General features: G+C 58.4%; 13 protein-coding genes and 4 tRNA genes. 8 read left to right on the forward strand and 9 right to left on the reverse strand.

Features of this window, described 5'->3' with window-relative positions:
• Positions 1 to 102 precede the first annotated feature (102 nt).
• The 5 genes from BN1135_RS16525 to BN1135_RS16545 all read left to right on the forward strand — a co-directional run bounded on the left by BN1135_RS16525 (position 103) and on the right by BN1135_RS16545 (position 1,268).
• Positions 103 to 179 (forward strand) — tRNA-Arg (locus BN1135_RS16525).
• Positions 180 to 229: 50 nt separating this feature from the next.
• Positions 230 to 305, forward strand: a tRNA-His gene (locus tag BN1135_RS16530).
• A 20-nt stretch (positions 306 to 325) separates the two neighbouring features.
• Positions 326 to 411, forward strand: a tRNA-Leu gene (locus tag BN1135_RS16535).
• 80 nt (positions 412 to 491) lie between these two features.
• Positions 492 to 568: transfer RNA gene (locus BN1135_RS16540), tRNA-Pro, on the forward strand.
• 184 nt (positions 569 to 752) lie between these two features.
• Positions 753 to 1,268: a ricin-type beta-trefoil lectin domain protein gene (locus BN1135_RS16545; protein WP_042022986.1), complete on the forward strand. Its 516-nt coding sequence runs from the start codon at positions 753 to 755 to the stop codon at positions 1,266 to 1,268.
• A 34-nt stretch (positions 1,269 to 1,302) separates the two neighbouring features.
• On the opposite strand, the gene BN1135_RS16550 is transcribed toward BN1135_RS16545, so the two are convergent.
• From BN1135_RS16550 to BN1135_RS16590, 8 genes are all read right to left on the reverse strand, one after another.
• Complete coding sequence (locus BN1135_RS16550; protein ID WP_042023017.1) at positions 1,303 to 2,118, reverse strand: Cof-type HAD-IIB family hydrolase; 816 nt, start codon at positions 2,116 to 2,118, stop codon at positions 1,303 to 1,305.
• Between the two features lie 89 nt (positions 2,119 to 2,207).
• A complete protein-coding gene (locus tag BN1135_RS16555; protein ID WP_042022987.1) occupies positions 2,208 to 3,248 on the reverse strand; it encodes an alpha/beta fold hydrolase in 1,041 nt (346 codons plus the stop codon).
• Positions 3,245 to 3,907, reverse strand: a complete 663-nt coding sequence (locus BN1135_RS16560) for a CatB-related O-acetyltransferase (RefSeq protein ID WP_042022988.1) — start codon at positions 3,905 to 3,907, stop codon at positions 3,245 to 3,247. The genes BN1135_RS16555 and BN1135_RS16560 overlap by 4 nt, the downstream gene beginning before the upstream one ends.
• Positions 3,907 to 4,638 (reverse strand): tRNA (guanosine(18)-2'-O)-methyltransferase TrmH, encoded by a 732-nt coding sequence (gene trmH, locus BN1135_RS16565; protein ID WP_042022989.1) that lies wholly within the window; start codon positions 4,636 to 4,638, stop codon positions 3,907 to 3,909. Before trmH ends, BN1135_RS16560 begins: the two co-directional genes overlap by 1 nt.
• Positions 4,639 to 4,791: 153 nt before the next feature.
• Positions 4,792 to 6,909 (reverse strand): bifunctional GTP diphosphokinase/guanosine-3',5'-bis pyrophosphate 3'-pyrophosphohydrolase, encoded by a 2,118-nt coding sequence (gene spoT, locus BN1135_RS16570; RefSeq protein WP_042022990.1) that lies wholly within the window; start codon positions 6,907 to 6,909, stop codon positions 4,792 to 4,794.
• A gap of 130 nt (positions 6,910 to 7,039) precedes the next feature.
• On the reverse strand, positions 7,040 to 7,315 hold the full coding sequence (rpoZ, locus tag BN1135_RS16575; protein WP_005307060.1) for a DNA-directed RNA polymerase subunit omega: 276 nt from the start codon (positions 7,313 to 7,315) through the stop codon (positions 7,040 to 7,042).
• 79 nt (positions 7,316 to 7,394) lie between these two features.
• Entirely contained in the window at positions 7,395 to 8,021 is a 627-nt protein-coding gene (gmk, locus tag BN1135_RS16580) for a guanylate kinase (RefSeq protein ID WP_042022991.1), read from the reverse strand.
• Between the two features lie 300 nt (positions 8,022 to 8,321).
• Complete coding sequence (locus BN1135_RS16590) at positions 8,322 to 9,386, reverse strand: glycosyltransferase family 9 protein (protein ID WP_042023018.1); 1,065 nt, start codon at positions 9,384 to 9,386, stop codon at positions 8,322 to 8,324.
• 134 nt (positions 9,387 to 9,520) lie between these two features.
• Between BN1135_RS16590 and BN1135_RS16595 the strand changes: the two genes are divergently transcribed.
• Positions 9,521 to 10,234 (forward strand): 3-deoxy-D-manno-octulosonic acid kinase, encoded by a 714-nt coding sequence (locus BN1135_RS16595; protein WP_042022993.1) that lies wholly within the window; start codon positions 9,521 to 9,523, stop codon positions 10,232 to 10,234.
• 70 nt (positions 10,235 to 10,304) lie between these two features.
• On the forward strand, positions 10,305 to 11,168 hold the full coding sequence (locus tag BN1135_RS16600) for a GGDEF domain-containing protein (protein WP_042022994.1): 864 nt from the start codon (positions 10,305 to 10,307) through the stop codon (positions 11,166 to 11,168).
• A 7-nt stretch (positions 11,169 to 11,175) separates the two neighbouring features.
• On the opposite strand, the gene BN1135_RS16605 is transcribed toward BN1135_RS16600, so the two are convergent.
• A complete protein-coding gene (locus BN1135_RS16605) occupies positions 11,176 to 12,030 on the reverse strand; it encodes a carboxylate/amino acid/amine transporter (RefSeq protein ID WP_042022995.1) in 855 nt (284 codons plus the stop codon).
• Positions 12,031 to 12,070: 40 nt separating this feature from the next.
• Here BN1135_RS16605 and BN1135_RS16610 point away from each other — a divergent pair, with 40 nt between their 5' ends.
• Positions 12,071 to 12,532, forward strand: a complete 462-nt coding sequence (locus tag BN1135_RS16610) for a DUF6314 family protein (protein WP_042022996.1) — start codon at positions 12,071 to 12,073, stop codon at positions 12,530 to 12,532.
• Positions 12,533 to 12,981: the final 449 nt, after the last annotated feature.

Genomic DNA, 12,981 nt, shown 5'->3' on the forward strand with positions numbered 1-12,981 from the left:
GCATACGATGTGCTGCAAAAAACAACGGTCAGAACGATAAAGGAAAAAAATTGTAGACTAGACATCGTTCATCATCAATAATGTGCCCCGTTCGACAGCGTAGCGCCCGTAGCTCAGCTGGATAGAGCGCTGCCCTCCGGAGGCAGAGGTCACAGGTTCGAATCCTGTCGGGCGCACCATTAAAAGTGCGCCGGTTAAACGGGCGTGTTGTGGAACGAAAACAGCTGTGGTGGCTGTAGCTCAGTTGGTAGAGTCCCGGATTGTGATTCCGGTTGTCGTGGGTTCGAGCCCCATCAGCCACCCCATTTTACAGCTTGTCAGGTATGCGAAGGTGGCGGAATTGGTAGACGCGCTAGCTTCAGGTGTTAGTGCCCCCCGGGTGTGAGGGTTCGAGTCCCTCTCTTCGCACCATACTTGCTGTATGATGAAGATGACTTAAGTTGTTGTTTTTAGACTTTAAAAGTAGTAAACTGTTTCGCAAGAAATAGCCTCGGTGATTAGCGCAGTCCGGTAGCGCATCTGGTTTGGGACCAGAGGGTCAAAGGTTCGAATCCTTTATCACCGACCACATTTAGAAAAACCCCGCTTCGGCGGGGTTTTTTGCTTTCTGGTATTTGCGATCCTCGCCTCTATTAACCCGCTGTTACGTCTGTTTACACTCTCTTCGGGCAAGGTGTCTGCCCTTTCAGTTATGCTGCAGCCTAGAGTCACTGACAACCGGATGTCATCGGCCCATTTCAGGCGTGTTTCCCATGTATAACAAAATTTCTTTTTCTCGCACCCCCGCCATGCTGGCAGCCTTGCTGCTGGGTGGCTGTACCATCAAGCCGCCATCAACCGATATGATGATGGGCTCCATTGCGTCGCAACCGCAGGAGGAGCACGCCCGCTCTCCCTTGCTGACCAGCGGCGATTTTTGCGTTGCGGTGTCACAGCATAAGCTGCTGGCACAACCCTGCAGCGGCAAAGACGACCAATTGTTCGAGTGGGATCTGGGTGAGCTGCGCCTGCAGGATCTCTGCCTGCAGGCCAAAAGCGACAGCGAACTGATGCTGGCCCCCTGTGATGGGCAGGCGCAGTGGGAGTGGCAGAAGGACAGGCTGTTCAACAGCAAGGTCTCCCGCTGCCTTGATGTGGCCGGGCGACGCCATATGCCAGGCACGCCGCTGCGACTGGCCGAATGCTACGGCGGGGCCAACCAGAGCTTCAGTTGGCAGCAACCCAATCCCTGGCTGGAGACCCTGAAAAAACAAAGCCTCACGTGGTGAGGCTTTGTGGAATCTGATGTGGATATGGAGAGGGTCAGGCTACGCTGACGCTCTCCAGCTCGAACAGTTTTTCCAGATAGACGGCGACACCATCTTCATCGGAGGTGAGGGTCTGCTCATATTCCGGCAGTGCCACTTTCAGGCGGTCATGGGCATTGCCCATCACGATGCCGCGTCCCACCATGGTCAGCATCTCGAAGTCGTTCATGCCATCACCAAAGGCGATCGCCTCTGACATGTCGAAACCATTCTGCTCCAGCACGGCACGTACCGCGTTACCCTTGTGAACTCCGGCGTGCATCACTTCGAGGCAGTCCGGCAGGGAGAAGGTGACGTTGAGTTGGTCGCCGTAACGCTGGTTGAGGTGCGCCTCGATCTTCAGCAGCTTCTCGTGGTCGCCGATGTAGAACACCTTGTTGATCTTCTCTTTCGGTTCCTTGGTCAGGTCATCGACCAGACGGTAGGTAAACCCTGACTCGTCATGGAACTGCAGCAGCCAGGGCAGCTCCTCTTCCACCACCCAATCATCACCCTGATAGACATTGAGGTGGATAGAGGGGTCGCGTTCCAGTGCAATCAGTTCGGCGGCGATTTCGGTTGGCAGCGGCTGGTTGAAAATCAGCTGATCCTGTTTGTCATGGACCACGGCGCCATTGGAGGTAATGAGGTAGATGTCCATTCCCAGGGCATCGCGGAAGCTGCGTACATCAACGTGGTGACGGCCAGTGGCAACTACAAACTTTACACCTTGTGCTACCAGGCGGTGCAGGGTATCCCGGGTGCGGGAAGAGATCTGGTGCTGCTTGTTGAGCAGAGTGCCATCGAGATCGGATACAACTACCTTGAACATCATTACCTCGGCATCAATTGAAAACAGGGGCAGTTTACCTTAGCCCGTACCGTCACCCCATTTATTTAGGGTTACAAAAAATAGCCAGCTCAGAAGCGGGCGAAAAAGTCGGCCATCGCGGTCAGGGCGGGCTGGCGCTTGTCATCGGATTCGATAAACAGCTCGTGCCAGGCTCCCTCGATCCGCAGCGGTTTGCCCCCTTCGCATTTGGCAATAGTGCAGAAGCGATCCTGCGCGGCATTGTCCACCACGCTGTCGTTGCCAGCCTGCAGTACCAGCAGCGGCGTCTTGATGGCACCCGCATCGGCGATGGCGGCATCGGCACCGGTGAGCCCCTGATAAATCCAGTGCGCGGTGGCGCCCCCCAACTTGATCTGCGGGTGCTGCTCGTAGATTTGGCGGAAGGCCTGATAGCGGGACTGGCTGTGAGTCAGCTCGTTATCGGCAAAGCCGTGATCCTGATAGGCACCCTGACCGGGGCCGTAGGGGGGCTCGCCGATCCAGCCGCCGACCGTGCCTATGGTGCTCGCCAAGCCCTGGGCCAGCCACTTGGGCAGACCGCCGAGATTGATGCCCAGCATGGGGGAGGAGAGCACGGCCGCCTTGATATCATCGGGCCAGCGTTCCAGATAGCGGGCCGAGATGGCACCGCCCATGGAGTGGGCCAGCAGGAACAGCTTGACGGGCTGGTCCGCCATGATTATCTGGTCGTGAAACTGCTTGAGATCGAGCACATAATCGTCGAAATGGTCGACATATCCCTTCTGTGGGTCATCCAGCATCCGGTCGGACATCCCCTGACCGCGATGGTCGATGAGATAGAGGCTGTAGCCCTGACGCCAGAGATCCCACGCCAACTCCTGATACTTGAGGTAGCTTTCGACCCGGCCATTGACGATCAGGATGGCGCGATCGACCTTGGCTTGCCGCAGCGCGGCATAGCGGATGGTCACCCCATCCTTGCCCTTGAACTCCCCTTCAACCGCATGCTGGCGCCAGAAGTCGGGCAGGGTTTGCTGGTAGAGGGTAGGCACATCGGCTTCGCTGGTGAGCGAATAGGTATTGGTCACGGCAAGGGCTCCGGCAGAAAACAGGGTCAGGGCCAACAGGGAAAGAGAGAGGGGTTTCATCGGGCACACTCCTGTTGCCAATGGTGATAAAGGGCAGCGATATCCCCCGAGCAGAGCAGCGCCATGCTGGCTTGCAGGCGGGGTAGGGGCCAGTCCCACCACTGCATCTCTTGCAGCATGATTATCTGCTCATCGCTGAAGCGACGGCGGATCGGTTGGGCCGGGTTGCCGCCCATGATGGTGTAAGGAGCCACATCCTTGGTCACCACGGCGCGGGTGGCGATGACGGCGCCATCACCTATGGTGATGCCGGGCATGATCATCGCTTCCGAGCCGATCCAGACATCGTTGCCAATCCGGGTGTCTCCCTTGCGCAGAAAGCCGCTGCGAGCCCCTTCGCCAAAGGTGTCGGGGTTGAACGGGAAGGTGGAGACCCAATCCAGCCGATGGCCCTGATTGCCTGCCAGCATGAAGGTAGCCCCCGAGCCGATGGAGCAGAACTTGCCGATGATCAGCCGATCCACCTCGCCCCAGAGGCCGCTCTCCCAGGTTTCGTGGGTCGAGCCATCGCCGAGCAGGTAGCGGACGCAGTGATCCTCGAACGGCTTGCCGTGGTAGTAGCCGGAGTAGTAGCTGTAGTCGCCGGCCTCTATGTTCGGGTTGGTCAGGTGATCCCGGATGATTTGCGATTCCAGCCAGCTGCCAAAAGGGTTCTCCATCACTCCTCCTGCTGATCGTCCTGCTCGCTCTGCTGCGCCCAACCTTTGCGGGTCAGTTGCATCCGTTGCCACCACTCTTCGTCCGCCAGAATTTCACCGGCCGGGCCGAGTTGGGGGTAGGGCATCTCTTTCTCTTTGCAGAGCTGGGCATAGATGGGGTAACCCCCCTCGAACAGTATGCTGTTCTGCTCCTCCAGAGTGAGCGGGCAGCCGCGCTGATAGCAACCGGCCAGCTCGCGCTGGCGCTGCGCTTCGTAGAGGATGGCGGCAGCAGCCACCGAGACGTTGAGGGACTGCACCATACCGACCATGGGGATGACGATATGGTGATCGGCCAGCGCCAGCGCCTCTTCACCTATGCCGTGCTTCTCTTGACCCACCAGAATGGCGGTCGGTTTGGTGTAGTCGATGGCGCGAAAGTCGACCGAGCTGTCAGAGAGATGGGTCGCCAGGATCTGCATGCCGGAGGCTTTCAGCTCGGCAACGGCGCTGCCGATATCCGGGTGCAGTTTTACATCCACCCAGTTCTGGCTGCCGCGGGCGGTGCCTTTGCGCTTGTGGATCCAGGTCTTGGGCCAGACGGCGTGTACCCGGTGGATGCCGATGGCATCGGCGGTGCGCACGATAGCGGCGAGATTGTGAGGTTTATGGACCTCTTCCATGCAGACAGTCAAGTCGAGCTGGCGCTGGGCCAGCATGTCGGAGATTCGTTTAAAGCGTTCAGGGGTCATATCAATGTCTATTCGGTGAGGTTTGTGCACTCTTCTCGTGCATGCAGACGGTTAAAGCGAGTTGACACTGGGCCTGCATGACGATGGTGGGCGGCAGCATGCCGGGCAATGGTTGTTGCTATAAAAGCAGCAGGCGGCTTGCGCCGCCTGTGTTCAGTTCTTTTGTCGGCTCACCTTGAGCACGTTGGGCATTACGCGGATCTTGCGCATGATATTGGCTAAATGGATCCGGCCTTTAGTGGTGATCAGCAGGCTGACCAGATAGATCCGGCCATCCTTCTCTTCGGTACTGATGGCGTGAATATTGGCGCCAGTGGCGGCAATCACGTTGGCCAGCTCCGCCAGCGCACCCTGATGATTGACGATCTCGACACTGATGCCGCTACGGAACTCCTGTTCCTGATCCTTGTCAATTTCCCACTGCACTGGCAGGTACTTGTCCGGTTCTTTGCTGTAGCCCTTGATGTTGCGGCAAGACTCTTGGTGGATCACCAGCCCCTTGCCCGGACTGATATGGGCAATGATGGCATCTCCCGGGATCGGGCGGCAGCAGTTGGCGAAGGTGACCAGCATGCCGTCGGCACCCTTGATCGGCATCTTCTTGCTGCTGGACTTGGGTTGTTCGTCAGGCGGCAGCTCATCACCCAGCATGCGACGGGCCACCATGACACTCATGGCATTGCCCAGACCCACATCGGCCAGTAACCCCTGCAGGTTCTCGTGTTTGGTATCTGCCAGCACCTGTTTGATGCGCGGTTCGGAAATATCTTCGATATTTTTGGCGCCGAGCGCATGGTTGAGCAGGCGGCGACCCAGCACCACAGACTCTTCGGTGCGCAGATTTTTGAGGAACTGGCGGATCTTGGAGCGTGCCTTGGTGGTCACCACGAAGTTGAGCCAGGCTGCATTGGGGCGGGCGCCCGGCGCAGTGATGATCTCCACTGTCTGGCCAGAATGCAGCGGGCTGCTCAGTGAGTAGGGGTGTCTATCGACCCGCGCACCAACGCAGGCGTGACCGATATCGGTGTGTACCGTATAGGCAAAGTCCACCGCAGTCGCACCGGTGGGCAGCTCCATGATCCGCCCTTCCGGGGTAAAGACGTAGATTTCATCGGGGAAGAGGTCGGTTTTAACCCCCTCGATAAACTCAAAGGAGCTGCCGGCGCTCTGCTGCAGTTCCAGCAGGCTCTGCATCCAGCGCTGGGCGCGGATCTGGGCCGTAGTGCCCGAGCTGTCGCCATCCTGTTTGTAGGTCCAGTGAGCGGCAACACCCTTATCGGCCATCTGATCCATAAATTCGGTGCGGATCTGTACCTCCACCGGCACCCCGTGGGGGCCTACCAGCGAGGTATGCAGCGACTGGTAGCCGTTGGTTTTGGGGATGGCGATGTAATCTTTGAAGCGGCCGGGGCGCGGCTTGTAGAGGCTGTGCATCTGCCCCAGCACCCGGTAACAGGTATCTATGTCCTTCACCTTGACCCGAAAGGCGTAGATATCCATTACCTCATGAAATTGCAGCTCTTTTTTCTCCATCTTGTTGTAGATGGAGAACAGGTTTTTCTCGCGACCGCTGACCTGATGCTCGATCACCGCTTCGTGCAGACGACCACTGATTTCGCTCTGGATAGCGTCGATGATTTCGCGACGGTTGCCGCGAGCCCGCCGAACCGATTCGCGCAACACCCGCGATCGCATCGGGTAGAGTGCCTCGAAGCCCAGCTCTTCCAGCTCGTTCTTCATGGTATGAATGCCGAGGCGGTTGGCGATGGGGGCGAAGATTTCGAGGGTTTCCCGGGCGATGCGGCGGCGCTTGTCCGGACGTAACGAACCCAGGGTGCGCATATTGTGGGTGCGGTCGGCAAGCTTGATCAGGATGACCCGGATATCCTGGGTCATCGCCATCACCATCTTGCGAAAGTTCTCGGCCTGAGCCTCTTTGCGATCGCGAAATTTCAGCTTGTCGAGCTTGGAGACCCCGGCCACCAGTTCGGCAACAGCGCTGCCAAATTGCTCTGCCAGGTCGACCTTGGTCACCGAGGTGTCTTCGATGACATCATGCAGCACGGCGGCTATCAGGGTTTCATGGTCGAGACGCATGTCGCCCAGGATACGGGCTACGGCAACGGGATGGGTGATATAGGGTTCGCCACTGGAGCGCATCTGACCCTGGTGTGCGTCACGGGCCACCACATAGGCTTGCTTGAGCTTCTCGACCTGCTCTGGCGGCAGGTAGGAACTGGCTATTTCTTTAAGGTTTTCAAATAAATACAAGACAGTCCCCGCAGCGGTGAAACGGCAATTCGTGGAATTGAGGTATAGCCCTGAGTTTGCGAGGTTTTCGAGCGGTTGTAAATGGGGATGAACAGTCGGCACCCGGGCGGGTGCCAACCGGAGAAATTACTTAACCGCGACCTTCGGCGATGGCAGCAACGGCAGCCAGCTCGGCGGCTTCCTGCTCTTGCTGTTCGTAGCGGTCCTGGGTATCCATCACTTGATTGTTTACCAGACCCAGTTCGATCTCACGCAGGGCGATCACAGTCGGCTTGTCGTTCTCTTCGTCGACCAGGGGATCTTTGCCTTGTACCGCGATTTGACGAGCGCGGCGGGCGGCGACCAGCACCAGGTCAAAACGGTTACCTACCTGTTTTACAGCATCTTCTACAGTAACGCGTGCCATGCAGGACTCCAGTGTTTGGGCTTTCTGTATTAAGAAAAGCAGTGTTTAAAAATGACGCAAAAGTTTACTTGTTTTTGGCTTACTCTGCCAGTAGCTGTTGCAGCAAGTTTTTTTGAGCCTGTTGCTGGTTATGCATTTCCAGCCGTTGGCACTCAATAATTGACCCGAGCTGGAACAGCGCTTGCTCGAAGTCTTCATTGATAATGACATAGTCATACTCGTCGTAGTGCACCATTTCGGCAATGGCTTTCGCCATCCGGCCGGCGATCACCTCGCTGCTGTCCTGACCGCGCCCAATCAGGCGGCGCTCCAGCTCTTCACGGCTGGGGGGCAAAATAAAGATGGATTTGGTCGGCATCAGCTCGCGGATCTGGCGGGCACCCTGCCAGTCGATATCGAGGAATACGTCGATCCCTTTGGCCAGACAAGCTTCGATGGCGGCGCGGGAGGTGCCGTAGTAGTTGCCAAACACTTCGGCCCACTCCAGAAAATCACCGCGCTCGATCAGAGCCTTGAACTCTTCCACCTGCACAAAGTGGTAGTGCACCCCATGCTCTTCGCCAGGGCGGGTGGCGCGAGTGGTATGGGAAACTGACAGCTGCATCTTGCCTGCGGCGTTAGGTTGGGTCAGCAAGGCATTGAGCAGGCTGGATTTACCCGCGCCGCTCGGAGAAGAGATGATATAGAGAGTGCCTTGTTGCGCCATGTTATTACCTTTAATCGAAACCGGTGTTTTGGTTGTAGCAGAGGCCGCCGTCTTGTGCCCGAAAGGGAGACAGCCAAACGCAAAACGCGGAAAATTCTTGAATTAGGGGGATGTAAAGGCGGCGAATTTTACCAGAATACGGCGAATAAAAAAACGGCCGGAATCATATTCCAGCCGATCAAAGTATTCGTAGCTTGCTGCGGGAGCGTAACCCACATCAGCCAGCATTGTGCCTGTGGGGATGGGCGGTGGCCATCAGGTTATCCCTGCCTGATGGCTCGGAATTCCCGAGTTGCCCAGTCAGTGCTGCGAGTGCGGTAGCTGACGATCGGCGCAAAGCCGGTCGAACGCGGCGATTACCTGCTCGTGGGTGATCTTGCTCATGGCTTCCGGGTCTTTGAGGCGGGTACGCCAGCTCAGATCGGCCAGCGGCTTGCCGGTCTCCTGCTCGACCAGCTGCTGATAGACGCTGACCACGTAGTCGCGGCACAGGTAAGGGCCGGTGCGAGCCGGATTGTGGTGGGCATAGAGGCCGATCACTGGTGTGCCGACCAGGGTCGCCATGTGGGTGGGGCCGGTATCGGGGGCCAGCACCAGACTCGCCTCGCCAATCAGCGCCAGCAGTTGCTTGAGGTTGGTCTGCCCCACCAGATCGGCCGGTTTGCTCTGGCTCAGCTGCTGGATCTCGGCAGCCAGATCCCGCTCCAGTTTGGCCGGACCGCCACAGAGATAGACCTGAAAGCCCTTGCTGGCGGCGTGATCTGCCAGCGCGGCATAGCCTGCGGCAGTCCAGTTCTTGAATGCCTTGCTGGCGGCGGCGCAGATCAACAGGGCCGGTTTGCCGCCAATCTTCTCCTTTGCCCATGCCTGATGTTCGGCGCTGATGGGCAGTTGCCAGTCCGGAGTCAGATCCTTGATGCCAAGCTCTTTGGCGAAGGCGAGGAAACCGTCCAGCACGTGGGGGGAGTCGGGGGATGGCACCTTGTGGTTGGTGAACAGCCACTGACCATCGTTGGCCCGCTCCCGATCAAACCCGAGTTTGACCTTGGCCTTGATGCCGAGGGTGGCAATGCTGGCGCGCATGGCGGCCTGCAGGTGGAGCAGGGCATCGAATTTGCGCCCCTTGAGGGTTTGCCACAGCTCGCGATAGCCGCGCCACCCCTTGCTCTTGTCGAAGGGGATCACCTCGACCCCGGGCAGATCGGCAAACAGGGTTGCCTCGATTTTGCCGGTGATCCAGGTGATGCGGGTCTGTGGCCACTCCCGCTGGATGACGCGCACCAGCGCCAGTGCGTGGCAGCAATCCCCGATGGCGGAGAGCCGCAGGATGCAGATGGAGGAGGGTGGCGTTTGAAATAGCGGCATGTTGTGGCGCACGGCTGGCAAAAAGGGTGGATGGCATTATGCAAACTCCCCTGCGGATTGTAAAATTGCGCGCATGCCAGAGCGGCAGCCTCATCGCGCAAGCGATCAATGACCCACCGAGCGGGATCTTCATAATGCGAATACAGACCGAACACAACCAGATCTGCTGGTATGCCGAAGGGGCCTTTCGCGACCCTTCTCCCCAGTTATTCGATCCTGCCTGGTGGCAGAACAACCGGCAGGTGGTGGGTACCGCCATTGGTCGGGGGGTGACCTGGTTCGTCAAGGATGAGTCCCGCCATCTGGTGCTGCGCCACTACTATCGCGGCGGCATGGTGGGCAAGGTGGTGCGGGATCGCTTCTGGTTCGAAGGGGTGGAGTCGAGCCGCGCCATGGCCGAATACACCCTGCTGGCCAAGTTATGCGAACTGGGGCTGCCGGTGCCGCGTCCGTTTGGTGCCCGCATGGTCAAACAGGGTCCCTTCTATCGTGCCGATATCCTGATCGAGCGGATTCGCGGTGCCAAAGACATGGTGGCCCTGCTCAAACAAGGGCCAGTGGTGGCCGAGGTATGGCACAAGATTGGCCAGACGGTGCGCCAGCTGCACGATGCCGGGGTCTATCACGCCGATCTTAACAGCCACAACCTGCTGATCGATAAAGAGAACAAGGTGTGGGTCATCGACTTTGACAAGGGTGCCATCCGCTCCCCCGGCGAGTGGCAGAAGGCCAATCTGGAACGGTTGCAGCGCTCCTTCAACAAAGAGGCCCAATTGCATACCAGCTTCCACTTCGTTCCGGATAACTGGCAGACTCTGATGAACGGGTATCACACAAAAGCGATCTGACCCTGTTGCTCGGCGTGAGAGCCAATGTTACTTATTGAGCAGGTATTCAGATCCTGTTTCGAGGCGCCCCATGGAAATGCTCAAGACACCCCAAGTCGATGTGACTGCCCGGCTTGATCCGGGTCTGCTCGCTGATGCGATGGCGCTGCTGGAGGCGGGGATCTGGACCTGGTCCGCACCACAGGGGTTGCGCCGTGATCCCTCTTGCTTGCGGTTGTTGGGGTTGGGGGATCATTGGCCTGACGAGCTTGGCTGGCTGGATCGGGTGCATCCCGACGATCTCTCACGGCTGGAAGACGCCCTGCTCGCCTGCCAGAGCGGCAGCAGCAGTGGCCTGCGCCTCGAATACCGCATTCTCCATCATCATGGCCACTATATCCGGCTGGAAGAGCGCATCCGCCGTGACGAGCGGGGCCATCTGCTGGGGGTAGTCCGTCATCTCGAGCCTGCGGTGGTGCTGGTGGAAGAGCGGCACGGCACCGATCCGCTGACCGGTCTGGAGAGTCGTGGCCGCTTCGAGCAACTGCTGGAGGATCGGTTGGCAACCGAGAGTGGCAGCTTCAGCCTGCTGCAGTTCTCCATCGACCACATGGCCAAAATCCAGTTGCTGTTTGGCGAGGCAACCTGCGATGCCATGATCGCCAAGCTGGCGCGCATTGTGCGCCATGAACTGCGGCGAGAAGATCCCTTCGCCCGCTGGGATGAGGGCGGTTTTATCCTGATGCTCTCCCAGACCGAGCGGATGAGCGGACTGGAGATAGCTGAACGGCTACGCCTCGAGATTGCCGACGCCAGCCTGCTGACCCAGCGGCCGGTTACCGTCAGCATCGGGCTGGTGCAGAGCCAGCCCGGTGAGCAGCTCGACCACCTGTTGGCCCGACTGGCCACCTGTCATGGTCAGGCCAGGCGGGAGCGCAACGCTGTGGTCGGCTGACTGCGGGTCAGTGCTGGTTGACCTTGTGGCGCTGGCAGACCCAAAGGGAGGCCAGCATCAGCAGGCCGCCAATAGCCAGCCGGGTCAGATCGGTATCCTTACCCCAGAGCAGCAGATTGACCAGCAAGCCGGCCGGAATGAGCGCATTGTTCATGATGGCCAGCACCCCGCTGCTGACCAGTGTTGCACCCTTGTTCCACAGGAAGTAGCCGAGGCCGGAGGCTCCCACCCCCAGCCACAGTAGAATGCCCCACTGCAGCCCGGAGGTCGGGTATTGCGGCTTGCCCAGCAGCCACCAGGCGGGCAGGGCCACCACCAGCGCCCCCAGATAGAAGCAGCCAAACACCGCCAGTTGCGGCGGTTGCTCCGCCTCTCGTGCCAGCAGTACCTTGTAGCCCACTTGGCCCATGGCGAAACAGAGGTTGGCACCCTGCACCACCAGAAATCCCAGCACATAGCTTTCGGTCAGGCCGTCGAAGCGGATAACGGCAGCCCCGAGCACCGCTAGCAGGGCGCCCCACAGATAGGTGGGCTTGAAGCGCCCTTCCAGCAGATCGTGGAGCAGGGTGACGTAGAGGGGGGTGAAGATGGTAAAGACCAGCACTTCCGGCACAGTCAGCAGCAGGAAGGAGTGGTAATAGAAGAGATACATGATGCCGAGCTGGATGGCGCCGAGGGCCATCAGCTTGGCCACCAGGTCGGGGCGCAGCCAGCGGCGGCGCAGGAAGGGGAGAAACACCAGACTGGCGAGAGCGATGCGGGTCAGCACCGAGAAGTAGGCATCCACCTGGCCAGCGAGGTAGACCCCGATCAGGCTGAAGGAGAATGACCAGAGCAGGGTGACCCCTATCAAGTAGTTCATGTGTTTGATTTGTCGTCAGTTGTCAATTTTAAGGGGGGCTATGATGGCCGAGATGGAAGCGGCAATCCAGCGTTTATGGGCGCGATTGCCACAGGTCGGATCATTTGCCTTTACCGCCAGCAATGGCGAGGGGTCGGCGACCGACTGGAATGGTCGCGGTGAGGGAACTGTTCTGGTGACCGATCATCATGGCGGTTGGCTGTTTAGCGAGCAGGGCCGCTACACCACGCCCCACGGAAGGGAGCTCGCCATGCACAACCACTTCTGGTGGCAACGCAGTGCGCAGGGGATCCGCCTCGCTCATCTGCGTTATGAGCAGCCGGTGGCGCTGTTCGAGCTGCTGCCGCAAGGGGATGGCCGCTGGCTGACCGCCGAGCCGCATCTGTGCGGGGCGGATCACTACAGCGCCGAGCTGACCGAGATCGACGATGGTTTTCTGCTGAGCTGGCAGATCACCGGGCCGCGCAAGAACGAGCGGCTCAGTTATCGCTATCTGGTTTGACTCTCAAGTAGATCTATCTGTTTGTCTATTCGAATAGACTGGTTTGTCATCTTGGCTGCGTGTGTAAGGTTCGCGATTTGTTACTTTTTCAGTAACTCGGCGATAGCGTTGATCAGCCTTATTAGGGCAAACGCTGCTACGGCAACGCATAGGTTTTCTAACGGATTATTGGTCGCCAAGGTATGAAGGGTATCGGATAGGACAAGATCAGTACGCATGTGAATTACCTTAATGAGTCGGTTTTATTACTAATACCCAGTTCTTTAAGGATTCACTGTTGGTGAGAAACCACTGTTAGCTCAGCCCCCCATCAAAACAGTTGATAACAGGTAACGGTCTTCTCTTGATCTCGAACATAAAAAAACCGGCGCAGAGCGCCGGTAGCGGGAGACAATCGGAGGTTATTTAAAAAAGGTCCCCAAACAGGAGCGATACGCTCTCTTCATACA

It is taken from the genome of Aeromonas sobria (assembly GCF_000820145.1).
Taxonomy (GTDB): domain Bacteria; phylum Pseudomonadota; class Gammaproteobacteria; order Enterobacterales; family Aeromonadaceae; genus Aeromonas; species Aeromonas sobria.

Coding starts and splice junctions, on each gene's coding strand:
- BN1135_RS16545 (WP_042022986.1), top strand. CDS start 753: ATGTATAACAAAATTTCTTTTTCTCGCACCCCCGCCATGCTGGCAGCC.
- BN1135_RS16550 (WP_042023017.1), bottom strand. CDS start 2,118: ATGTTCAAGGTAGTTGTATCCGATCTCGATGGCACTCTGCTCAACAAG.
- BN1135_RS16555 (WP_042022987.1), bottom strand. CDS start 3,248: ATGAAACCCCTCTCTCTTTCCCTGTTGGCCCTGACCCTGTTTTCTGCC.
- BN1135_RS16560 (WP_042022988.1), bottom strand. CDS start 3,907: ATGGAGAACCCTTTTGGCAGCTGGCTGGAATCGCAAATCATCCGGGAT.
- trmH (WP_042022989.1), bottom strand. CDS start 4,638: ATGACCCCTGAACGCTTTAAACGAATCTCCGACATGCTGGCCCAGCGC.
- rpoZ (WP_005307060.1), bottom strand. CDS start 7,315: ATGGCACGCGTTACTGTAGAAGATGCTGTAAAACAGGTAGGTAACCGT.
- gmk (WP_042022991.1), bottom strand. CDS start 8,021: ATGGCGCAACAAGGCACTCTCTATATCATCTCTTCTCCGAGCGGCGCG.
- BN1135_RS16590 (WP_042023018.1), bottom strand. CDS start 9,386: ATGCCGCTATTTCAAACGCCACCCTCCTCCATCTGCATCCTGCGGCTC.
- BN1135_RS16595 (WP_042022993.1), top strand. CDS start 9,521: ATGCGAATACAGACCGAACACAACCAGATCTGCTGGTATGCCGAAGGG.
- BN1135_RS16600 (WP_042022994.1), top strand. CDS start 10,305: ATGGAAATGCTCAAGACACCCCAAGTCGATGTGACTGCCCGGCTTGAT.
- BN1135_RS16605 (WP_042022995.1), bottom strand. CDS start 12,030: ATGAACTACTTGATAGGGGTCACCCTGCTCTGGTCATTCTCCTTCAGC.
- BN1135_RS16610 (WP_042022996.1), top strand. CDS start 12,071: ATGATGGCCGAGATGGAAGCGGCAATCCAGCGTTTATGGGCGCGATTG.